The organism is Bartonella saheliensis (assembly GCF_902162175.1).
In genome coordinates this window covers 24,870-49,080 of the sequence record NZ_LR607199.1, presented here as the reverse complement: position 1 = coordinate 49,080, position 24,211 = coordinate 24,870, and the positions used below count along the sequence as shown (strand labels likewise).

The 24,211-nt window shown below is 35.4% G+C and carries 18 protein-coding genes, 1 tRNA gene and 1 other RNA gene; 6 read left to right on the top strand and 14 right to left on the bottom strand.

The features are described from left to right. Nucleotide 1: 1 nt before the first annotated feature. From FS875_RS03130 to ettA, 8 genes are all read right to left on the bottom strand, one after another. Nucleotides 2-1,744, bottom strand: a complete 1,743-nt coding sequence (locus FS875_RS03130; protein WP_144752910.1) for a peptidoglycan D,D-transpeptidase FtsI family protein — start codon at nt 1,742-1,744, stop codon at nt 2-4. Continuing rightward, nucleotides 1,741-2,148, bottom strand: coding sequence for a cell division protein FtsL (ftsL, locus tag FS875_RS03125; RefSeq protein WP_144752907.1), 408 nt, complete (start codon nt 2,146-2,148; stop codon nt 1,741-1,743). The genes FS875_RS03130 and ftsL overlap by 4 nt, the downstream gene beginning before the upstream one ends. Beyond that, nucleotides 2,145-3,143 carry a 16S rRNA (cytosine(1402)-N(4))-methyltransferase RsmH gene (gene rsmH, locus FS875_RS03120; RefSeq protein ID WP_144752904.1) on the bottom strand — a complete coding sequence of 333 codons (999 nt, stop codon included), beginning with the start codon at nt 3,141-3,143 and terminating at the stop codon, nt 2,145-2,147. Before rsmH ends, ftsL begins: the two co-directional genes overlap by 4 nt. Nucleotides 3,144-3,407: 264 nt before the next feature. Continuing rightward, nucleotides 3,408-3,797: RNase P RNA component class A (rnpB, locus tag FS875_RS03115), an RNA gene on the bottom strand. 83 nt (nt 3,798-3,880) lie between these two features. Further along, entirely contained in the window at nt 3,881-4,390 is a 510-nt protein-coding gene (locus tag FS875_RS03110) for a lytic transglycosylase domain-containing protein (protein ID WP_144752901.1), read from the bottom strand. A gap of 1,413 nt (nt 4,391-5,803) precedes the next feature. Further along, nucleotides 5,804-6,196, bottom strand: coding sequence for a hypothetical protein (locus FS875_RS03105; protein WP_144753040.1), 393 nt, complete (start codon nt 6,194-6,196; stop codon nt 5,804-5,806). 2,022 nt (nt 6,197-8,218) lie between these two features. Then, nucleotides 8,219-9,157, bottom strand: a complete 939-nt coding sequence (locus FS875_RS03100; protein ID WP_144752898.1) for an ArsR/SmtB family transcription factor — start codon at nt 9,155-9,157, stop codon at nt 8,219-8,221. A gap of 666 nt (nt 9,158-9,823) precedes the next feature. Continuing rightward, nucleotides 9,824-11,473, bottom strand: coding sequence for an energy-dependent translational throttle protein EttA (gene ettA / locus FS875_RS03095; protein ID WP_144752895.1), 1,650 nt, complete (start codon nt 11,471-11,473; stop codon nt 9,824-9,826). A gap of 162 nt (nt 11,474-11,635) precedes the next feature. Between ettA and FS875_RS03090 the strand changes: the two genes are divergently transcribed. Both FS875_RS03090 and pncA read left to right on the top strand, forming a co-directional pair. Further along, nucleotides 11,636-12,172 carry a hypothetical protein gene (locus tag FS875_RS03090; protein WP_144752892.1) on the top strand — a complete coding sequence of 179 codons (537 nt, stop codon included), beginning with the start codon at nt 11,636-11,638 and terminating at the stop codon, nt 12,170-12,172. Between the two features lie 46 nt (nt 12,173-12,218). Then, nucleotides 12,219-12,827 carry a bifunctional nicotinamidase/pyrazinamidase gene (pncA, locus tag FS875_RS03085; RefSeq protein WP_144752889.1) on the top strand — a complete coding sequence of 203 codons (609 nt, stop codon included), beginning with the start codon at nt 12,219-12,221 and terminating at the stop codon, nt 12,825-12,827. Between the two features lie 385 nt (nt 12,828-13,212). On the opposite strand, the gene FS875_RS03080 is transcribed toward pncA, so the two are convergent. Beyond that, entirely contained in the window at nt 13,213-14,262 is a 1,050-nt protein-coding gene (locus FS875_RS03080) for a DUF475 domain-containing protein (protein ID WP_144752886.1), read from the bottom strand. Nucleotides 14,263-14,626: 364 nt separating this feature from the next. Here FS875_RS03080 and FS875_RS03075 point away from each other — a divergent pair, with 364 nt between their 5' ends. Both FS875_RS03075 and FS875_RS03070 read left to right on the top strand, forming a co-directional pair. After that, the gene (locus FS875_RS03075; RefSeq protein WP_144752883.1) at nt 14,627-15,166 is read left to right on the top strand and encodes a helix-turn-helix domain-containing protein; all 540 of its coding nucleotides are present in this window, start codon (nt 14,627-14,629) and stop codon (nt 15,164-15,166) included. A 386-nt stretch (nt 15,167-15,552) separates the two neighbouring features. Beyond that, nucleotides 15,553-15,732: a YegP family protein gene (locus tag FS875_RS03070; protein ID WP_120122553.1), complete on the top strand. Its 180-nt coding sequence runs from the start codon at nt 15,553-15,555 to the stop codon at nt 15,730-15,732. A gap of 786 nt (nt 15,733-16,518) precedes the next feature. On the opposite strand, the gene FS875_RS03065 is transcribed toward FS875_RS03070, so the two are convergent. After that, a complete protein-coding gene (locus tag FS875_RS03065) occupies nt 16,519-16,830 on the bottom strand; it encodes a hypothetical protein (RefSeq protein ID WP_144752880.1) in 312 nt (103 codons plus the stop codon). Between the two features lie 1,314 nt (nt 16,831-18,144). Between FS875_RS03065 and FS875_RS03055 the strand changes: the two genes are divergently transcribed. Continuing rightward, complete coding sequence (locus FS875_RS03055) at nt 18,145-18,459, top strand: helix-turn-helix domain-containing protein (protein ID WP_005773173.1); 315 nt, start codon at nt 18,145-18,147, stop codon at nt 18,457-18,459. On the opposite strand, the gene FS875_RS10440 is transcribed toward FS875_RS03055, so the two are convergent. Both FS875_RS10440 and FS875_RS03045 read right to left on the bottom strand, forming a co-directional pair. Then, nucleotides 18,383-18,565, bottom strand: a complete 183-nt coding sequence (locus FS875_RS10440; protein WP_144752877.1) for a hypothetical protein — start codon at nt 18,563-18,565, stop codon at nt 18,383-18,385. The two genes, FS875_RS03055 and FS875_RS10440, sit on opposite strands and share 77 nt — an antisense overlap. Before the next feature lie 1,249 nt (nt 18,566-19,814). After that, nucleotides 19,815-19,891 (bottom strand) — tRNA-Ile (locus tag FS875_RS03045). A 168-nt stretch (nt 19,892-20,059) separates the two neighbouring features. On the opposite strand from FS875_RS03045, the gene FS875_RS03040 reads away from it, so the two are divergent. Further along, nucleotides 20,060-20,791, top strand: coding sequence for an SIMPL domain-containing protein (locus FS875_RS03040; RefSeq protein ID WP_144752874.1), 732 nt, complete (start codon nt 20,060-20,062; stop codon nt 20,789-20,791). Between the two features lie 29 nt (nt 20,792-20,820). Here the strand turns inward: FS875_RS03040 and FS875_RS03035 are convergent, their stop codons facing one another. Both FS875_RS03035 and rpoD read right to left on the bottom strand, forming a co-directional pair. Next, nucleotides 20,821-21,282, bottom strand: a complete 462-nt coding sequence (locus FS875_RS03035; protein ID WP_144752872.1) for a YcgN family cysteine cluster protein — start codon at nt 21,280-21,282, stop codon at nt 20,821-20,823. Between the two features lie 613 nt (nt 21,283-21,895). Beyond that, nucleotides 21,896-23,911 carry an RNA polymerase sigma factor RpoD gene (gene rpoD / locus FS875_RS03030; protein WP_144752869.1) on the bottom strand — a complete coding sequence of 672 codons (2,016 nt, stop codon included), beginning with the start codon at nt 23,909-23,911 and terminating at the stop codon, nt 21,896-21,898. Between the last annotated feature and the right edge of the window lie 300 nt (nt 23,912-24,211).

Below are 24,211 nucleotides of genomic sequence, written 5' to 3'. Positions count from 1 at the left end.
TTTACCGCTGTTTAACAAAACTTGAATGGCTCTTGTCACCTAAAAAAGGCTCATATTCTTTTTTAAAATCGGGTTTTATACCAAGAAAACTGGCTGAACGACGAACAATATTCGCAAGCATTGGTCCAGCATTCATCCCTGCTGTTGCGGAATGTTTTCCTTCCTCTGGCTTAGGTTCATCAATAATTGTTAAAACAACATAAGCAGGATCATCAATCGGAAAAGCAGCCAGAAAACTATTGAAGTTTTTTGTTTTTGAATATTTCCCATTTTCAACTTTCTCAGCTGTTCCTGTCTTTCCGCCCACCCGATAGCCCTCTACTTTAGCATTACGTCCAGAACCAATATCACTATTTAATTTATAAAGGTAACGCATATTTTGGCTTGTTTTGGCCTTCAAAACCTGTTTTGCATGGTGCAAAGTTTGTTCTTTTGTCCGTTTTAAAAATGTCGGTGCAATCAACCAACCACCATTCATTAAAGCAGCAGCCCCAACAGCTGTTTGCAAAGGTGTTGTCGCCATACCATGCCCAAAAGAAATTGTCATAGAATGGATATCCTTCCAATGATGAGGCACAATAGGATGGGCAACTTCAGGCAATTCTGTTCTAAGGCGATCTAAAAGCCCAAGTTTTTGTAAAAAATCACGATGTTTATCAATCCCTATCGCTAGAGCCTCTTTAGCAGAACCAATGTTGGAAGAATAAATAAAAACCTCCCATAACGTTAAAGGACGATTTTTTCCGTGAAAATCATGAATCGTATAGCCACTACTTGCTTTTATGGGCTTTGAAGCATCAATAACACTGTTTAAATGAAAAATACCGGAATCAAGAGCCATAGCGGTCGTAAAACTTTTAATGATCGACCCCATTTCAAAGGTTCCAGCCGTCATCCGATTAAGACGATCACTTTTTAAAGCTTCAATAGGATTTCCAGGATCAAAATCTGGAAGTGATGCCAAAGCCAAAATTTCCCCCGTATGTATATTTAAAATAACAGCACCTGCAGCAATTGCCTTATAACGCTTCATAGCCTGAATAAGTTCATCATGAACAATTGCCTGAAGTCGCACATCAATCGAAAGCTGAACTGGTTTTAGCGATTCTTCCACGGCAAGACCAGCTGCACGCAAAGCACTCAAGCCCGTATCATCAATATATTTTTCCATACCTGCAATGCCCTGATTATCCACATTGACCATGCCAAGAATATGGGAAGTTATAGGTCCATCAGGATAAAAACGACGAATTTCAGTCCGAAAACCAACTCCTGGAATACCAAGAGCCATAATTTGCGTTTTCTGCATGGGTGTTAACCCACGCTGTATCCAAGAAAAACCGGTTTTTCTTTTTAAACGCTTATAAGTTTCCTGCCAATTCAGATCAGGCAAAACTGTTGAAAGCAATTCAATTGTTTCATCTACATCAATAATACGTCGTGGCTCAGCAAAAAGTGAATAGGTTTTAATATCTGTTGCTAATAAACGACCATTACGATCAACAATATCAGGTCGTGCCGTCAATTGAAGAATGCTTGGTCCCTTTGCTTCTTCAATCTGTCCACCTTCCAACCCATAAGAAATAAGGCAAGCTCCCATGATGCCATATAAAACCAAAAAACAGAACAATGAAAAAAGCAAACGTGGACGGCTAGAGTACGGACGACGAATAGAAACATTAGGATGATTCAACGAATCCTTTAAGTACTTTTTTTTCTGTGAGGATAAACAAGCCGATTTCATTGCTGTACGCCTTTTTGAACAGCACGATTAACTTGAGAAGCCCTATTATTTGCCAAAATATCCTGATGATCTTCCAAGATATTTTGTTTAATGATTTCTTCAATTGGATCGTGTTCTCGTACCGGAATATCTTTAAGCTCTACGATTTGATGCGGCTCTATAACCTCTAACCCAAGTTGTTTTTGATAACGTTTTGCAAGTTTTTGCATGCGTGAAGGCTTTATCATGACAGCCCACTCAGCATGAAGCAAACTCACCGTATTTTTTGCTGCAGCAATTTCATGCTCAAGATGACGAACCTCGCTCATACGTTTTTGAACATCATATTTTACTTTATAAGTAAGACCAGCCATACAAATCATAATCATCACTAAAATCATATCAAATGTACGGAAAACTGTCATTTCTTGCCACCTTCAAAACCGGCAATCTCTGCTAAACCAAATAACTTCATATCCTCCCCAAGAGCTTCTGCTTCAGTCCGCACCCCCATACGCAATCTCGCAGAACGTGAACGAGGATTTTGCTGTAATTCCTCTTTATTTGCGGTTATTCCCCCTTTAAACAAAGGAAAAAATGTTGCTGGAGAATGCTTTATTTCAGGCAAATGGCGTGATCTCATACCTTCTCCAGAACGAGAGACAAAAAACCTTTTGACCATACGATCTTCAAGAGAATGAAAACTAACAACACCCAAACGACCTCCAGCTTTTAAAACGCGTTCAGCAGCAAATAAACCACGCGCTAATTCACCAATTTCATCATTAACATAGATACGAAGAGCCTGAAATACACGTGTTGCAGGATGAATGCGATCTCCAGGCTTTCGCCCTACCAACAACTCAATGGCATGCGCAAGATCACCAGTACGCAAAAAAGGCTGAACAACACGACGCTTTTCAATCATTCGTGCAATTCGTCCCGCATAACGCTCTTCTCCTAAGATCTTAAAAATACGCGCTAAATCTCTTGCCTGTAGATGATTTACAACATCGCTCGCTGTAAAACCCGTCTGAGCCATTCGCATATCTAAGGGACCATCTTTTTGAAAAGAAAAGCCTCTTTCTGCTTCATCAAGCTGCATTGAGGAAACACCAATATCCAGAATAACCGCATCCACTTTCTCTTCAACAACACGATCAAGCTGTGAAAATTTCATATGAACCAAACGAAGCCGTGGAAAAAATTCATCAACAAGAGATTGCCCCGCACCAATAGCGTGAGGATCACGATCAAGAGCAATCACCTGTGCCCCTGCCTTTAACAAGGCGCGCGTATAACCACCAGCACCAAAGGTGCCATCAATCACTTTTGCTCCAACCAATGGCATAAGCCCAGCCAAAACTGGCTGTAACAACACTGGAATATGGCGTTCAGCTCTTTGATCCTGTTTTATCAAAATAATCCGTCTTGAAGTTATGCTGTTTCAAATCAACAGCTCTCTCATAACAACCGATATAAGAATAACCCAACCCTTAAACTTTCATATTAATAGCTATAAAGGAGAAAAGCTAAAGTTATCCCAAGACATATCCTAGTGTATTATACTTAAAGAAATGTTATAATTTTTTAAAACACTCTTTATTCAAGTGCTTATTTCAAACACAGACTTCATAAAAGCCTATACATCATTGAACGTATAAAATATCACGTATCATCATGAAATATCAGTCGGCCTATAAGCCGGGTTCTGTATAGTAAAGCTCATACTTTACATGGCAACCATTCATCTGGGACGGATGTTACCATCCGCCTCATGCAACCTACCCGAATGACTCGCCCGGAAATCGGCTGCAATTAAATCTTGCACGTCATTTCTATTTGGTCTTGCTCCCGGTGGGGTTTACCTTGCCACATTCATTACTGAATGCGCGGTGGGCTCTTACTCCACCCTTTCACCCTTACCTATAAAAATAGGCGGTTTACTTTCTGTGGCACTTTCCCTAGGGTCACCCCCGCCGGGTGTTACCCGGCACCGTCTTTCCATGGAGCCCGGACTTTCCTCACCTGCCGCTTTTCAGCATTGGACAAGCGCGGTTGCCCAGCCAACTGACGCGTTAAATCATAAAACATTTTCTGCTCCGTGAAAAGAGCATCTTAAAATATTTTATAGCTATTCCCTTTCAAAAAGCATTTTTATTTTAATGAAGCTAAATACATTTTCACTTTTGCGCAATATTTTGCCGAAATGGAATTCATTTTTTTTGCCGCATGACCTGCGTTATATTTAAGGATTGTACCACATGTACTTCCACCACTGAGCTTATAGGCCCGCGCCAAATAACGCATACCATATTCAAGATTGGTCGCAGGATCGTACAAATCTTTTACAGAACCACTAAATCCCAACCCTCGCGCCGTAGAAGGTTTTATTTGCATTAAACCTATTTCGCCCGCGGCCCCTTTTATGCTTGCCTTATAATTACTTTCAACTTTTACAACAGCATGGGCTAAATTAACGGGAACATTATGCTTCGTTGCAAGTTTTCGAATAAGAAACTCATAAGGACGCGCAGGTATCTTAGAATCAACAATCACTGAGCCTTCTTTTGATTCTGCAATATTTAAGGCACTATGAGTCCAGTTTATATCAAATATAAAAAATACAGCACATGCTGTATTTAACAAGATTTTTAAAAATTGCATTTTCTTTCTCTTCACAACATTCTCAAATTCTATCCGCAAATAATTTGCAAGCATATTGTACAAAAAAGAAAGCAAAAGAACGGCTTGAAAAAGGAAATACTAAGACAATTTCAAGATAAAACTCTATATTAAAAGCAAATCTCTTTATGCACAAATTATAGATTTCCCTATATCATAAAATAAGAAAATTAAAGAGACTATAGTTAAGCTTATAGCATATTCAATGAATATAATATACTCTATCCATTTCTACTATTGCTGTTTTATTACCAATTTTTAGAGTACAAAGATAGCAATTTAAGTAGACATAATATTTTTTACAGACGATGATTAAATTCTTTGTTGAAATCAATCCCACAAAGCAATAGAGACAAAATCATCTTTATTGAAGAGCTTCAATATCGCAAAAGTTTCACAAAAATAAAAACCGCTATTTATGCTTCTCACGCGCCAATAAATGACCGCAACACTCTTTATCCTCAATAAACCATTAACCAAAACCAATCTCCCCCCCACCATCGTGCAAAAAAGCCCATAAATATACCAAAACTCTCATACTCTTTATCAATTTAAAAGATAGCAATAGCCCTTGGTCTTTGAGATAACTTAAAGACGCTTTTTACGTCTTTCTAAAAAGAGCTTTTATCCACAAAAGCCCCCCCGCTTTGTGTTGTGTAAAAAACTGATTTTGATTTCTTTAACAGATTGAAAACAAAAGAATTCTATAATATTCGAGATTCCCACTTCACATATAAAAGGATAAATGACTATTAAAAACAATATCCTTCTTTGTTCATACAACAAAGCTTAATAATTATTTTTATCTGTTTTTTAATTCTCAAAAATACAATATCCTCAAAACCTTTTAAAGAAAAATGGACCTCTCAACCTCATCTAAATATTTTTTACTTGATCCCAGATTATCATCTTATCAGTCTTGCACCCCATCTTTACAAATCGTATAAATGAATAAACATCTTAAAGTCCACAAGAAAAGGAAGATCAAGCCTTTTGGGAGTTTTCTATTCTCTTAACTCAAACAAAAAAATAACGGACATATAAAATCCGCTTAATATATTTTATTATAACAATTCATGCCTTTGCTTTGCTAGCAATAAGCGCTCTCAAATTATTCACCCCTTTATGAAAAGTCTGTTTTGATTTAAGCTGCTTTTTATTCTTTTTGTCACTGTAATCATTGATAATACAGTTAACCAGAATAGTTCTCGATAAACTTGCGATCACTCTTGTAATGATCACAACATGATTCTTATAACCCGATTGTTTTATCTTTTAGATAATATAAACTTTACTAATGATCTTACAATTTAACTATTTTCTTTGCACTTTTCAAAACGTTACGAAAAGCTCTACCCCTTAAAATCACATCCAAGAAACACGATTAAAAAATAATTAAAAATAAGCATTCGCAATGGAAGGACGAGACATCGCTTTTGTGAGAGCCATAGCGACAGTTTCACCAAACTTGTGTGCTTCTTCACGACTCTGACCACTTTCAGAAGCAAATGAAACCGCATCGCGACGCACTTGCTCAATAAACAGCTCTCGCTGCTGAGGACTCATCTTAGAAAGACGCTCAATAACATCTGGAAAAGCCATTGCCCATCTCTCTAGCAATAAAGCCTCTGTTACCTCAACTTGCTGAGAAGAAGAAGGAGAAGAAGAAGAGAACATGTAGTTGGAAAGAAGCTTATGAACCACAACACTCTGAGAAGCAAAAATGCCTACGCCAAAAAGAAGAAACATAAATAAAATAACAGCAATACGACCGGAGAAAAATCCCATCATCTCTCACCTAAAGATCACAGAATCAAACACAGATTCCCTTTATAGCACTCAATAATTTTTCAATAAAGAAAAACTCTCATTATGAATAATAAACACGATAACACTAACCACTCAGCAAACGCTTATCCCCCTAGGACTACATACTACGTAATAATAAACTTTACACCTTTTAAGGACCCTGAAAACATCTTACCAAGCCCTAAAAACAATTTACAAAAAAACCTGACTGAGGAAATCCTCAGTCAGGCCAGACAATCTAGGGGATCCACGCGGGGGGGGGGGAGGAGGTTCCCCGATCGTCTTCTCACATCGACCACTAAGATAGCCGATGCAATATTCTTGCTATGGAATAAAATGCTTTAAACAACAAGAAATTCTTATCATCTTCTACGCAAAAAAACAAAAAAGAATTATAAATTGTTTAAAAATGGTGAAATTTAGGCAAAAAAAATTTAAAATGCACCAATTTGAAGCAATTTTATTCCCCTAAGATATTGATCAGAATCTACAACCATCATAATTTTTATAATAATTTCTTTCATAACTCTGGTGATCATCATTAAAAAACAAGTAATCTGTATATATTCATCCTATAAAAAATAGAATCAGCAGAATCACTTGTCCAACAGAGCGATCACCACAAAAGAAAAATGTCGTCTTTAAGCCTTATACAATAACAGTAAAAACAGCTGTTCAAAAGAACAGATAAAATTATTTAAAATAAAAACAATAAATTAGAGAGAAAAATCTTATCTATCTTCATAAAATTTTCTGAAAATGGCCCTTTAAAAATACTATCAAATCTCTTGACTCTTAGTATCAATGAAGAGAGTTTAAATAGCTTATGAAAAAATGAAACTTCTGAAGGTATTTATTTCGAATCATACCCTATAATCATTCCCAATAACGATAAACTACCTTACAATAGCCAACCAACCCCTCTATTATCGTAACAAAAACGATGAATGCAGATATTTCCTTTTAATCTTTGCCATTTAAACTGTCTTACAAAATGATCAATAAAACAATTTTTGTATTCAAAAATTTCTCTACTCTTTTCATATATCAAGATATTGATTTTAATAATTATTGATCGTTTTCATATTAAATGACGGTCCCCAACCTTATAAGCACCCCTATTTAAAATCTTCCAATATGAATCAATCACAGCCACACTATCGCACGTCATAAATAAGATTGGCATGGGAATAAAAGTAATAAAAAAGAATCAAAATATCTCCGATGAGCCATTTTAAAGCAAGGGTGATACAATATTGAAAATTGGAAATAAAATGATAATGCTAGCTTATTAACTTTTATTTAAACGAAAAAAGATACTGCCCTATGAATTTTACGCTATATCACTCATAAGCTGTACCAAAAGATGCCCCTGCGTAAGCAAAAAAAAAGAAATTCACTTTTGGCAAGAAAAATGGACTTATTTAATAACCTTCATGATTTTTCATGATCAAGAGATATAACGCTTTCATTTTCTTATTGCTTTCAACCACGGATTACCCATAGATCACCGCCAATCTAATTTTTATAAATATAACACAAAGCATATATATATGAATGCTTGTAAGATAAGATTGAAAAGCACCATCTTTAACATTTATGAAGGTACAAACCACCACCATATTATATTGTAGCTGCTCTCATATTGAGAAATATGTAGGAAAGGTTCATAGCCTTTTTCAAACGATTTTATTGACACAAAACCTCTTTTGTAACAGAAAAACAGACGCTTTTGGAATTTTAAAAGATCATTCATCTTTTAAAATCAATTTATTGATGAATTAATAACACGATATCAAGACACCTGAAATGATAATTCTTACAGCCTTACTCTATAAGAATTACAAAGGCCTCCACGCCGCTATGAAATACCAATACCCTCATATAAAGGCATAATACGAATACAAAAAAAACAATAACTTCTCAATAATTGAATAAAGTTTTATCTCTGCGCTATTCCTTGAGAAAGATCATAGAATAAAGCATATTAACAAACATGGTTTATACAAAATCGATTTGTTTATCTTTAATATCATCAACCAATAAACGTGGATCACGAGCAAGCCAAATTGTCACCACACACGCCTCACTGTTTTTACTTTGTATAGGAGTAAGACAAACTGTTTGTTCTAAAACAAGCCCCGCATTTTTAAGCCACTGTTCTATTTGTAAAGCCGAAAATCCAAGATGTATCGGCTCTTGATCAGAAGATGAAGATTCAACTTTATGATCACAAAAATCCACAATTAATAAACGCCCATGAGGACGCAAAATATCTGATATCTTATGAAGAACCATTTCAGGGTTTTCAAGAAAATGTAAAACCCAATGAAGAATGACTAAATCAAAAGTTGTCTCTCCAACAGGCAAGTGCAAAACATCACGATCAAGCACAACTTCAACCGCATGCGTATAAAGATCAGAAAACAATTTTAAGACAGAATCTCCCCCCATCCCAATATTCAGCATCGTCTGAAATGGCTTATCACCCACGATTTTAAGTAAAGCACTTTCCACACCATGATCTGCCATATAGGATGACCGTAAAACATCCCATTGCGACGTATTTTTTAAGAAATGTTTTTTTCTCGTTTTTTGACGCTGCTTTTTGATATCCTTCAAACGTTCTAAATCGTGTGCTAACAACATATCATGCTTTGGCAAAGACGAAAGAATGCTCATTACAATATCTTTACCCCAAAAATCATGACAAAGCTTAAAATAAAGACAACCTCCCTTCTGATAATGCTCAATCAATCGTGCTTCGTACAATAAACATAAATATCGTGATATACACGCTTGCGACTGATCAAGAATAAAAATAAAATCAGGGATTGTTAAATCTTCATGATTTAAGAGTCTGAGAACACGTAAATGGCTCACTTCTGCAACCGCTTTCAGCAGTACAATCATTGCATCTAAACTTGCACTTTTTTTCATAATTATTCCCTAAACTTCTCTATAAAGATTTGTTTATAGGAACAAAAGTCAAGCATAATGCGCATATTCTTCATCTATTTCATTCCCACTATTTTATCATCCTATGAAAATGAGCCACTGTAAAAGATGAACAGATCTTATCAAATTTATCAAAAAATAATTATAATATATTGATTTATAATAGTTATTTATATTTTTTAACTTAAATAACAAGCTAAAATATCGTCATTTTTTCTCATTTCAAACCTATTCATGGTAAATCAAACAACACCATTCTCTTGCCCTTCAGAAACGGCAACCTATGGATAAATGAAATGCCTCTTCATAACTATCTCAAAACAAAAACGATCTAACATGGGGAGAGAATAAATAATAGGATGGCTTTACTTGTCGCTTTTAATAAAAGACGCTCATGCTTAATGACCAGAGCATTTGCAGAATAGCAATTTTCTATAAAAAGATTCTCCCTCTTCATGGCAATTTTCCAGCAAGAACAGCTATATCACGAGTAGAATGGCGTTATTTACACCATGGACTCATGAAAGAGTCTCTCCTCTTTCCAATAAATAAAAACTTCCATAAAACACACACGACTCTATTGATGAATATCATCAACACAAAAACACTCTTATTTTCTCGATAAAGTTCCAATAAGATTAAGAAATTTTAGCGTGTAAGAGGCTTATAATTTACATGCTTAGGATTAAGGGATTCTGCCCCAAGGCGGCGAACTTTATCAGCCTCATATTCAGCAAAATTCCCTTCAAACCATTCCACATGACCATCACCTTCAAAGGCTAAAATATGCGTTGCCAATCGATCAAGAAACATACGATCATGCGATATAATCACTGCACAACCAGCAAAATTTTCTAATGCATCTTCCAATGCACCCAACGTTTCAGTATCAAGATCATTTGTCGGTTCATCAAGAAGCAGCACATTCCCCCCCTCTTTTAGAAGTTTCGCCAAATGGACGCGATTGCGCTGCCCTCCTGATAAATTTGCTACTCTTTGCTGTTGATCGGTCCCCTTGAAATTAAAAGCACCGCAATAAGCACGACTATTCATCTCATATTTGCCTAACTTAATAATATCATTTCCACCAGAAATCTCCTCCCAAACAGTCTTATCTCCTGCTAAGGAATCGCGACTTTGATCCACATAACTCATGTGAACGGTTTCACCGATCCGTATTTGACCTGAATCGGGCTGTTCTTGTCCCGTCAACATTTTAAACAAGGTCGACTTTCCCATACCATTAGCCCCAATAACGCCGACAATGCCCCCAGCAGGAAGTTTAAAAGAGAGAGAATCAATCAACACCCGTTCACCATAAGCTTTAGAGAGATGATCAACTTCAATAACAACCTGTCCTAATCTTTCTCCAATAGGAATAATGATTTGCGCCTCTCCAGGACGGCGTTCACGTGCTGCCTGAACCAATTCATCATAAGCTTTAATCCGCGCTTTTGACTTTGCTTGTCTCCCTTTTGGACTAGAAGCAATCCATTCTTTCTCACGCAATAAAGCACGTTGACGCGCAGCCTCTTCACGCCCTTCTTGAGCCAAACGTTTAGCTTTAGCCCCTAAATAAGCAGAATAGTTCCCCTCATAAGGGATACCTTTACCGCGATCTAACTCTAAAATCCACCCCGTAACATTGTCGAGAAAATAACGATCATGGGTTATCAAAAGTACAGCACCAGGATATTCACGCAGATACCTTTCAAGCCAAGCCGTCGTTTCAGCATCTAAGTGGTTTGTCGGTTCATCCAAAAGCAATAAATCAGGTTTTGACAAAAGCAACTTGCAAAGCGCCACACGCCGCTTTTCACCACCCGAAAGTTTTGTCACATCTGCTTCAGCTGGCGGACAACCAAGAGCAGCCATCGCCATTTCCACTTGATTTTCTAAATCCCAAAGGTTCTGACTGTCAATAATATCCTGAAGCTTTGCACTTTCATCAGCCGTTTCCTCACTATAATTCATCATCAATTCGTTATAACGCTCGACAATTGCCTGTTTATCTGCAACACCTTCCATCACATTGCCACGCACATCTTTGCTTGCATCAAGCAAAGGTTCTTGCGGTAAATAGCCACAACGAGCCCCTTCAGAAAGCCATGCTTCTCCCGTATATTCTTTATCTAGCCCAGCCATAATCCGTAAAATAGTCGATTTACCTGCACCATTTGGCCCTAGAATGCCGATCTTCGCATCTGGATAAAAAGACAAATGAATATTTTCTAAAATTTTTTTATTGCCGTAAAACTTGTTGAGCCCAGCCATATGGTAGATAAATTGACGTGCCATAAATTTCTCTTTATATTGTGCTATATTAAAGATTAGGATTTTGAAAAAATTACTTTCGCTTTTTGAAACTATACAGTAAATAGAGCTTACATGGTCTCAAAAGCTTTTTGCTTTAATATTGGTACATTTTTTCTTATCTCACAAGCCCCAGTATGGTTTTAAATGCAAAAAAACATTCCTTCAAAAAGTAAAAAGAAAATCTTTTTAGCGGTACCAGAAACATGTTATCAAACATTACCCCTCTTTTCCATACCAGATATAACATTATATTTTTACCGTATTAAACCAACCTATCAATGTAATATGGGACCAGAAAGAAAAGTAGTTCTCTATGCGCCTTCTTTTTTTTCTTTATGGGCTTTATATTACGCAGTAAAAAATCCTTCTCTCTTTTCATCAATTTTTTGTTACGGAAAACAATGGACTTCCCCCCTTGCCTTGATGTGGCTTAAATTGCGTTTACAAAACGACTGCCGCCTTATGGGATCTGACGTCCCAAGCCCAATGATCATGAAAGCCTTGCGTCAACATGTCGCAACAAATAACGACAGTACACTTCCCATTGGTATGTGGTTACACTTCGTAAAAAACTATAAAATGAATTGTAAAAACTTATCTATTCCCCTCTTTTGGCTTGATAATTATAAAAATAAGATCCATCTTCAACAAGTCATTTCAAAACTTCAAGACGAAATATAGCTTTTTAAAAATACGATAAAAGCTCATCTCCTATAGGAATATATTTATGGAAAAAAAAGCCTTACTCGTCATTGATGTGCAAAATGACTTCTTACCTGGTGGAGCACTTGCAGTACCACAAGGTGATGTTATTTTACCCACTGTCAATAATCTCATTAATCGTTTTGACCACGTTATCTTAACCCAGGACTGGCACCCCAAAAACCATTGCAGCTTTGCTTCCTGCTATCCTGAAAAAAAGCCCTATGATACCATTAATCTTGACTATGGTCCTCAAATACTTTGGCCTGATCATTGCATACAAGGAACACAAGGAGCAGAATTTCACCCATCTCTCAGAGTAGAAAAGGCACAACTTATCCTTAGAAAAGGTTATAATCAAAAAATGGATAGTTATTCTGCTTTTCTTGAAAATGATCAAAAAACACCAACAGGTTTACAAGTTTATCTCAAAGAACATGGTTTTACCAAGCTCGTTATGTGTGGCTTAGCAACTGACTTTTGTGTTGGATTTTCTGCTCTACACGCCATACAATATGGTTTTCAAGTCAGTGTTTCATTAAATGCCTGCGCTGGTATTGATGTAAACGAATCTCTAAACATGATGCTTAAAACAATGAACGAAGCTGGTATCGAACTGTTAATGGTCTCCTAAAATATTGTTTTCTGGCCATCTATTATAAGGCAATGATTGATAAGAAATAAACTATTCTCTTACACGTCACACATAGGATCAATATAGAAATAAAAATCATTCAAGAAAGCAGCAAAAACGCTTCTTATGCATCGTTAAAGATAAGAGCTGTCATCGACCTGAAAGCGGGTAAAAAGTATAATGCCCGTTTGCACCTTGTGTTTAAGTCAAAGCCTCCAAGAAATTTTACATTATTCCTTCCACGAGAAAAATCATGCTATCAATTCAACTTTAAAATAAGGACGCTAATAAAAAAAGGCAATGGCATTTTATTTTGCATGAAAGATCTCTCATATTACGAATATGTGATAAACGAACTCATTAAAAAATATTAAGTTTCAATGCGTTAATATGAACCATGTTTATCCAGTTGACGACGCTTAAAACGAATCGAAGAATATAATGCCATTCCAATAATACAGACTCCCACAAGTCCTGTTAAAACTTCAGGAACCGATATAATCGTTTGTAGATACATAATCACGGCAAGAACTAAAATTGCATAAAAAGCACCATGCTCCAAATAACGATAATGCAACAATGTCCCTGATTCGACCAACATAATTGTCATCGAACGAACGTAAAATGCACCAATTCCAAGACCAATTGCGATAATAAAAAGATTGTGTGAAAAGGCAAAAGCACCAACCACACCATCGAAAGAAAAACTCGCATCGAGAACTTCTAAATAAAGGAATGCCCCAAGTCCCCCTTGAGCCACTGTCGTCAAAGTTCTCTTAGGATTATCCAAGAAATGACCGACAGCTTCAACAGCTATAAAAGTCAAAAGCCCATAAAGGGCTGCTAATAAAAAAGTAACTTTATCTTCCGCAACAATCTGCCCTGATACGAATAAGATCAAAATCAAAACAATTGCAATATCCATTCCAACAAGTGCTCCAAACTTTTGAGCAGGTCTCTCTATAACATTAAGCCAATGGACCTCTTTTTCAGAATCAAAAAAATATTTTAAGCCAACCATCATAAGGAAAGTTCCTCCAAAAGCGGCAATTCCCATATGCGCATCGGTTAAAACTTCGGCATATCGATGTGGTTCCCCTATTGCTAATTTAACTGCCGCAATTGGATTAATCCCAACAGCCACGACAACCACTAACAGCGGGAAAACAATCCGCATCCCAAATACAGCGATCAAAATACCCCATATAAGAAAACGACGACGCCATAACGGACTCATTTTACCAAGAACACGTGCATTAATAATAGAATTATCAAAGGATAAAGAAATTTCCAAAACCCCTAAGACACAGCAAATAAAAAAATATTTAAAAAAACCAGTAATGCTTCCCGTTTCAAACCAACCGATAGCCCCTCCTAAAAAAACACCAATAATGGTGAAAAAAAAAGCAAAACCAAAATAGCGTAATAGGGACATGATCATTCCTCAAAGTTTATTTTCTAATTCACCTACAGCACACACATAGTACAAATCAAAAGCTTGTACTTCTTTAAAGTTGCATCTCTTAATGCAGAGGTGTATAGAATATATATAGTAAAGTTACATGAAAATTTTCTCAAAAAAGCAAAAGACAAATGCAATAAACAGAGAGTTTTGTTTTGAAATGAATGTTAATCGTCAATACAAGAGAGTTGAGAGAGTATTTTTTATCCATTAAAATAAAAAAATAAAGAAAAATTAAAGCGATAAATATTGACATTATGTCATAGAATATTAATACATAGTGTGCTTTTATTATTTAATGATTTATACCATGATGATTTACTGAGGGAGATAATTCGTGGCACGTCCTGAAACTGAATCAAAAACCATATTTGGAAAACGTTTACGTTATGTACGTCTTGCTTTAGGCGATCCATCACGTGAAACCTTAGCTAAAAGTTTTAGTATGACAAAAAATTCCATTGCTTTTTATGAGCGTGGAGAGAGAGAACCCAATCTTAGTGTCTTACAAACATATCGCACGTTATATGGTGTCAACATTAATTGGCTTTTAACCGGACAAGGAAAAATGTTTGACGCCGAATATACAAAAGGTGATTTTGACTGGAATTATTTTATAAAAAAAATTGAGGGACTAGAAGAAACACTTACCAAGTGTGATCGTAATGAAAAACTAAATCAAGAAAAAATCGACAGCTCTTATGAAAAATTGCAGCAATATTTATCAAGACAAGGTTTATCAAATGGCCTTAACCCTAAAACTGCAACATCTCTGATCGATATGAAAGCCAAAATGGCTAATTCTTATACCCTTAGCTTATTCATTGATTTACTCATTCGAAGCGTATCCCAAAAAGAAGTTATTGCTAATCAATAAACGCCTACTTAAAAAGAAAAAACAAGAAATAATTAAGCGCCACCAGCATGGAGACAAGTATCTTTCCTCTATCCATGCTGGTAGGGATTTGTGCACTCTATAAAATTTACTTCTGTAAAAGAAAAATATTTTTATTGTAAATGAACATATAGTGTCATTAAATTAGAAAAATAATTTTATAGTATAAAATTCTTATTCATATCTTATTGACAAGAAAATTTTTCTTGTTAGAAGAATAATAGCTCTCATAGAAATTACTTTTTAAGGTCAGAAAATTTAAGGGGAATATATTGACGACTTCCTATAGAGACATACATTAGTATTTGTAAATGGGTTAGTTGAGTATTCATCCTGAAAATTATCAGCTATTTTATGAGGTAGGAAACATGTATTTTGAGGTGTTTCAAGGTGTTCACAATCAGTGGTATTGGCGTTTAATCTCAGGTGATGCACAAAAAGTTGCTTTTTCGAGTAAAGGATATCCAACAAAACAAGATATCTTAATGAATATTGAGCAAATTAAAGAAATTACTCATAAAGCGCTTATTAAAGAACTGCAGTCTTAACGTTCTTTACTATTAAAATGTAAGAGTTTAATTTTTAGAATAAGATTTCTGGTTACATTTTTGTAATGAATAAACGGTGATTTATTTTTCTCATAATAAGGACGTTTTTTGCGTTATTTTTAACATATATGCGTAACAATTAAATATTTGTAGAGTGGGTGTTTATATTCAAATATAATTGAGTTTTGATAGCCTCTATCAAGCAGAAAATCCCTCAGACACTGTGTCTCTTCATAGAACAAACGCCCATAAAGAGAAAATAAATTATAAACTAGGAATGTGGGGGCTTTCCTAGCTATCAATATCATTTGCGTTCGTCGTTCTATTTTTATCGGACCATCATAACTGACTTATCCCTTCATCTTCATAAAAATCAAATATCTCTTTCTTTTTTATTATCATGCAATTTTTTATGCCTATTTCTTGAAACTATCGCAATATTATACCTAAAGCCTAAGAAGAATACGCAAAATTGTTTTCTAAAATAATATAAATCACCACAACAATAGCCGGATCGTATAGATCCCCTTTTTAATACTCTAGCATAACTATAAACTGGGACATCATCATAAATTTTATTTTGTCTCCAACAATTACCTCTTTACCAACTTTAACGATTTTATAAATTATTGATCAGAATAACCTTGAATATTCTTTTCCAAGACAACCTCTCCACAAGCATCATCATGGACTTTATGAAAATTTATCTCTTTCTTATTATTTCTAACCTTTCTAACGCATCTAAAAATCCTTTAATGAATAAATTGGATGCAAATATGAATACGATCAACCTTTATTATCTTCAGATTTAAGCACCTTTTGATATTTTTTTTCATTTTCTTCATATTGCTTAATTTGTTTTTTTAGTTTTTTTATTGCTTGATCACGTCTTTTAATCACCATATTTTGCTCTCTAAAAGTTCTATCTCGTTCTTCAGTCATCTTCATAGAATCCTTTAAAAACTCATGCTTTATCCTTCTGGATTCCTCTTTTAGAACTTTAATTTGACTGCGATAATATAAAGAAAACCGAAATATAACTCCAATAAACAACAAAACAATAATCATTGCTCCCAATAAAATTTCGTTTACACTCATTTTTATCTCCTCTCATTGCCGCTCAAGTGATCATCTTAAGCAATTTGTTTTTGATTCATCCTCCATCAAAAAAGAAGGCAATAAACTACATATTCCAAGTGCGAATAATCGCCCTTAGCATTCGTATTTTCTTCATTAAGACATTGATAAATGACGCAAAAACACTCTGAAAGCGACTAATTCTATACGCTCTCACTAATTACTTGCGACATATTTATTGATTCCAAAATATAAAAAATAAGGAACTTCTAACAAAACGAATAACGTGATAAAATCAATACACGCCTTCCTTGAAATGTCTCTATCTTCCTCTTTTACGCTATATGGAATATGGGTATATGTAGAAATTTTTTCATTATTAACAAAAACCTTCAATGCCATAAAACACAGCTTTTCTGTAAAGCTTTACCTTCCCACAAATCTTTACATCACCACAAACCAAAGCATTTTTATAAACACAAGCCTTTCTATAACCACGAGTATCTTTACAAACTTCAATATATTGAGCATTCAAAATTTAGCTAAAACAACTACATTAGTATAAACATATGCCTCTCCACTCATATTCAATATAAAGCTCCCCGCTCTCATAAACATGTAAATTCTTGCTCCCCTAGACGACCCTATAGCGCATTGTCATAAATAAAAAATATCATCATAAACAGACTTCATTATAAACCCTCGCATCATCAAAAGAGCATCCAACCTCATAGGAGCATTGGTCGCATGTATCACATTCTAGCAAACGACTACCTTCATGCTCCAAATTATTTTTTGTGTTCTATAAAAACACCAAAATCATTTTTTTGATATTTCCAAAGTTTTTTAACGTACACATACGACATACCTCTAATAGTGACCTAATTTATTACAATAAAAGAGAAATGAGCATTTTAAACCTATGAATTTATGTTTTTTTTCTACAACCACGACTTTATATCTTAAGGCTGTAAAGCTTTGTTATATGCTCACATACCGACTTAACACAGAATTTTTACAAACGCTGATGTTGGGGTATATCTTGATTTATAATGCTGCTACGTATACTATCACAGCGAAATCTTATGAACACACGCATGCGTATTACCGTTTCTGGTATACGTGCTGATTTCTTCACAACCGTGGAACTAAGGAACCATTTTTATTGATTCGAATCTAAAAGTGTATGGGGATATTTTGTTATTAGTTAAAAACAACTCTATATGCTTCATTAGCGAAGAGCTACGCATGGATATTTTCACGCTCCTTGTATCATATATTCTGGATTCGCGACGCAATATTAACGCTATAGCGTAAATGTGTAAAGGTCTAAAAATGACAAAGACTGAAAAAGATTGGTTCCAACGCTTAATTGAATTGATAAAAAGTGACGGACGGACGATGATCGAAATAAGTAGAGCAGCAGGATGTGGACAAAACTATGTCCAACAAATGATAAAAGGAGGAAAGAGACCTTCAGTCGATAAACTGATGGCTATTCTAAATACACTCGGAAATGCTAGCGCCATATATGTCATAACTGGCTTCAACATCTCCGATGAAGACTTAAAACTTATAGCTTTGATTTCGTCTGGAGATAAAAAGAAGATTGAGGCTTTAAATGTTCTGTTGAATGAGAAGCAGTTGTAGAACTTTCTACTCTATCCAATATTGCTTGCTTTTGAGAGGTTGATAAAGATTCCCATTTCACAATAATATCTGATAAAGTTGCCTCAAATTTTTCATCACTCTTCATAGTCACACTCCATATTGTCAAACTATATAACGCTAAAGCGTTTAAACATATCTCATACCTTAGAAAAAAATATTTGCAATAGGCAGTATGGAAGCAATTGTGTACAAACTCATTTTATAAAATAAGATAAAATTCTATGGGTTATGTAGCATGGTGAAAAAGAAAGCATCGCTTGGTCCCAGCTTTCTTATGAAAATTGGTACGATCTATCAACAACGCAAAAAATATTACGAAAACCTTGTGATTCGGACCAGTAACAAATTAATGTGAAAATATCCCTGAAGATACTCCTGAACTCTTTATAAAAGAACACAAAAAAAGCTTATTTCAAAAGAAAAATATCCCATAATCTTATTCTACATAGAGCTATCTACGTTTTTTGAACAATATTACAAAACAAGAATATAATAATATTATAGGAATAAATCCTTATAAACAGCCATGTTCCTTAAAGCCCTGTCATGCATTTACAAGGTAATCTCCCTCTAAAAACACTCTTTACATACTGATTCTCTATCATGAATAAAAATGGTGATGTTTAAAAAATAAAATGAATCATCACCTATGATTTCCACACGCTAAATTGTATGTAAATTTACAAAAAGGAAGAAATTCTCTCACGGAAATAAAAAATTATAATCTTTGAAAAAAAGTATATTTTTCTAACAAAAAATCACTTTCTTTGTCAGTCATTTTTCAGAAAAGAGAAAACTCTTTTCACAATTAATATAAAAAATGGAAGATTTACCGAAATACGGATGATTCCTTATAAGAATAAGGTCAAAAAAGATTTTGTGCGTTCAATAACAATTTGAGCATGAAGCAGAAAATGTTATTTAAACATCTCAAAAGACAGAGATTATTCAAAGAAAGTAGATTGACATTCACTGTTTTTCGGAACATTTGTTATGAACAAACATAAATAAACCCACCTTATGAAGGGGTTAAACTCCTGCTTTAGGAAAAACATCACACAGAAAAAATAAACAACAGCACATGAATTAAGAACGTAAGCAGCAACACACATTAAATTAATCCAGATGTTCCGATGTTGCAAATGAAAGCGTTTTTTTGATGAGACTGAAAAGCATATTATCATTTTATATATTGAAATAGCTGATAGAAAAACACTGCAACAAAAAATAACAAAACAATTTAGAACAAACGGAGAAATAAATCAAAAAACGAAGGAAAGGAGCATCTTCAAACTTTTACTAAGTTATTCATCTTCCTATTGGCAATCCCCTATTGGTGGGCCCGGAGGGACTCGAACCCCCAACCAAGCGGTTATGAGCCGCTGGCTCTAACCAATTGAGCTACAGGCCCCATATAGGTGGTCTCTCTCTAAACTAAAATGCTCTATGATACAAGAGCTGACGTGGATTATAACCCATCTTTTTCTCTTTTCTATTGGTTTTTTTTCTAATGCCCTAATTTCTTTACAAGAACTCTCAAAAATGAGAGAGTAGTCATAACAAATGTAAAGGAATAGATATGATAGAAAAGAAAACTCAACCACTGAAGAATTATTTGGTTAAAATAGCTATATTAACATTCACACTCTTAGCCACTTCATTGACTATTGTACGTGCTTATGCTGAAGAAAATAAAAGAGATTCAACGATTACAGTGACTGCAATCGGAGAAAGTCAAGCGGCACCGGATATGGCAATTATTAATCTCGCCGTTGTCACCCATGACAAAACAGCTCAAAAAGCATTAGCGTCCAATAATCAATCGATCAACGATATTATAAAAGCTTTTAAAAATAATGGCATCCAAGCCAATGATTTACAAACATCAGGTTTATCTATTTATCAATCATCCCACGAAAAAAAGAATAATGAAAAACTCTATCACGTTTCAAATTCTTTAACTGTACGCATTCGTGATCTTAGTAATGCTGGTAAAATCTTTGATCAGGCGATGGCCTTGGGAGTTAATTCAGTGAATGGTATTACTTTTACCAATGCAGATACAAAGCCATTTTATCAAGAAGCACGTAAAAAAGCCATTACTGAAGCCATTGAAAAAGCGCAAACAATAGCAAAAGCTGCTGATTTAAAATTAGGAAAAATTATTGAGATCAATGAAAAAGATGATTACTATCGTCCAACCCCACGTCTCATGAGTAGAGCAGCAGATGCAAGCTACGCAGATACAAACTTTTCAGGGGGTGAATTAAATTATAATGTAAGTGTCACTGTCGTCTTTGCGATTGATTAAATCACCAAGCATTGTATAAAACACTCATATCACTGGCCTTCGTATAGGAGACCAGTAATATGAGTGAGGTAATCTTCTTCAGATGATAATTCATCTTCGTAGATCTCTATAGATCCACGAGCAGAAATATGTGCTTTATGCACCGTCTGACAATCTCCTGATACCAATGGATGCCACCATGGGAGATCTTTTCCTTCATGAATTAATTTATAAGCACAAGTTCCAGGAAGCCAACGCGCGGCTTTAACTGTTGTAATATCTAACGATATACAATCTGCTACAATTGATTTACGGTGAACATAGTCTCGACATTGGCAAGTTTCCCCATCTAAAAGACGACAAGCAATACTGGTCGCATAGAGATCACCCGTATCATCATCCTCAACTTTGTGGAGACAACAACGACCACAGCCATCACAAAGGCTTTCCCACTCAGAGAAGGAAAGTTCTTCTAATTTTTTTACTTTCCAAAAAGGAAGTTCTCCACTCATAAACTTAAGCACACCTTTTTTAATGAAGATAATGAATAAAAAAGAAAAAATTAGAAGTTTAATTTCTATAATTTCATCGATTTCTATCTCTTAAAAAACTTCAACTCAATGCGTACTTCATACAATTTTCTTAAAATTAATCTGAAGAAAAAAAGCATATTCAAAAAATAGCGCATACAAATGAATATAACTCATTGAAAAATCCCTTTGTAAACTGACAAGGAATAAAATGCGTTGTGTAAAAACAAGTAAATAATTCTTGCAAAGAATACATCTTTCTCACTTAAAAGACAGTACGCTATACGAAAATTTATTTTTGAGATATCTCATCTTTAAAAAAACAAACCGCTTCAGGCAAGATAATATTTTATCGTTTATTTCTTAAAAAACCTCCCTCACCTCTCTGCTCCATGACCACCCTTTGCTTATATCTATTCTTTTGAGACAGAGAAGTACAAAACCTCAAAGCTATAAAAACGTTAAATATCGTAAGTTTTCTAGATTATTTGAAGCCTTCCCATCTGTTTCTCAAAAAACATCTAAGTTCACAGTAACAAACCTCCTCCTCTATGAAGAAGAAAGGGAAATGATTAAAATACATCAATTTCTTTATTTAAGAATCGAGAAAACTGCGTAATTTCCGTGAGCGGCTAGGATGCTTCAATTTACGAAGTGCCTTTGCTTCAATCTGACGAATACGTTCTCTTGTCACTGAGAACTGTTGTCCTACTTCTTCTAGTGTATGGTCTGTATTCATCCCTATCCCAAAACGCATCCGCAAAACACGCTCTTCGCGTGGTGTTAATGAAGCAAGAACGCGTGTTGTCGTATCACGTAAATTTGCTTGAATAGCAGCATCAATGGGTAATAATGCATTCCTATCCTCAATAAAGTCACCCAAATGAGAATCATCTTCATCACCAACAGGTGTTTCAAGTGAAATAGGTTCCTTTGCAATTTTAAGAACCTTTCTCACTTTTTCTAACGGCATAGAAAGCTTACTCGATAATTCTTCTGGTGTTGGCTCTCGTCCAATTTCATGAAGGATCTGACGTGAAGTACGAACGATTTTATTAATTGTTTCAATCATATGAACAGGGATACGAATAGTGCGTGCCTGATCAGCAATTGACCGTGTAATAGCTTGACGAATCCACCATGTGGCATAAGTTGAAAATTTGTAGCCGCGCCGATATTCAAACTTATCCACAGCCTTCATCAAACCGATATTTCCCTCTTGAATAAGGTCAAGAAACTGCAAACCACGATTCGTATATTTTTTTGCAATTGAAATGACAAGACGTAAATTAGATTCGACCATCTCTTTTTTTGCAATGGTTGATTCACGTTCACCTTTCTGCACCTGCATCACAATCCGGCGAAATTCTCCAATCGAAATAGCCGTTTCTTGCGCAAGATTTTGTATTTCACTCCGCAATTTTTGAATTTCTTTTGCTTCACGCATTGAAAATTCTTTCCAACCCGGTGCAGGCAAAGCGGCAATATAATTCATCCAATCCGCATCCAATTCACGTCCTTGATATTCCTTTAAAAAATCTTCATGGCCAATGCCATAACTGTTCGCAATTCGTTTCAGCTTACCTTCATTATGAATAAGTCTCTTATTGATGTCATAAAGCTGTTCAACCAAAGCTTCAATACGATTTTGGTTCAAAGAAAGAGACTTTACGGCTTGAATCAATTCACCCTTTAGTTGAATATATTTTTTCTTTTGAGAAGCTGTAAGAGCCCCTTCTTTACGCTCTGCCAAACTGCTTTCAACATGCTGATCTTGTAATTTGCGTAATTTTACATAGGTCTGAGCAATAAAATCCAATGTTTCCATAACTTGAGGACAAAGTTCATTTTCCATTGCGGCAAGGGATAAGTTAACATCATCATCATCTTCTTCATCATCTTCTTCAATGCTTCTTTCTCCTATATTTTCCCCCATATTACGTATAGAAGAAGACATCTTTTCTTCTTTTATCTTATCAACTTCACTTCGCTCAATAACAGGAGCCTGCTTTGCTTCTGGACCAGCATAAGTCGTTTCAAGATCAATAATTTCACGAAGAAGAATGCGCTGTTCTTTTAGCTCATCACGCCAGATAATCAGGGCCTGAAAAGTCAAAGGGCTCTCACAAAGTCCCGCAATCATTGTCTCACGCCCTGCCTCAATACGCTTAGCAATGGCAATTTCGCCTTCCCGTGAGAGAAGCTCAACAGCTCCCATCTCACGTAAATACATACGCACCGGATCATCCGTACGATCTGTTACTTCGCGTTTATTCGTTGTCGTTGCAAGTGCGTGGCTAGAGGCCTCTACTAAATCTCCCCCCTCTACCGTAACTTCATCTTCATAATTTTCGGACTCAACTTCATCCTCATCATCGACAACATTAACCCCCATCTCAGAAAACATCGCCAAGATATCTTCAATTTGTTCGGACGTAACCTCATCGGAAGGAAGAACGGCATTGAGTTCATCCATCGTTACGTAACCATTTTTTTTGGCAAGTTTAATCATTTTCTTGATGGCATCATCAGAAAAATCAAGAAGAGGACTATCCAAACTCGCTTGGGTTGTTACTTCCGTATTATCTTTCTGTTTAACCTTTGTTGCCATACCATAAACTCCACTCGATCACTTCATAGCTTCCATGTAACCATAGTTTCCATGTGACCAGCTTTTTTGTTCTCACTTAAATCAACCAATAGTTTCTCATATATACTTCCTTTTAAGAGATTACTATTGGAAAGAATACATTTTGTATACGCCTTAATATCCAGATAAACTTATCATCCAGACAAAAACGCGGGAAAACTCCAGAAGTTTCCCCGACACCTCTCAGCCCTTCTGAGATAATCTCTGTACCCTATTATTAAGAACCAATTTCCCGCTTTTCCTAAAATTCATTCTAAAATT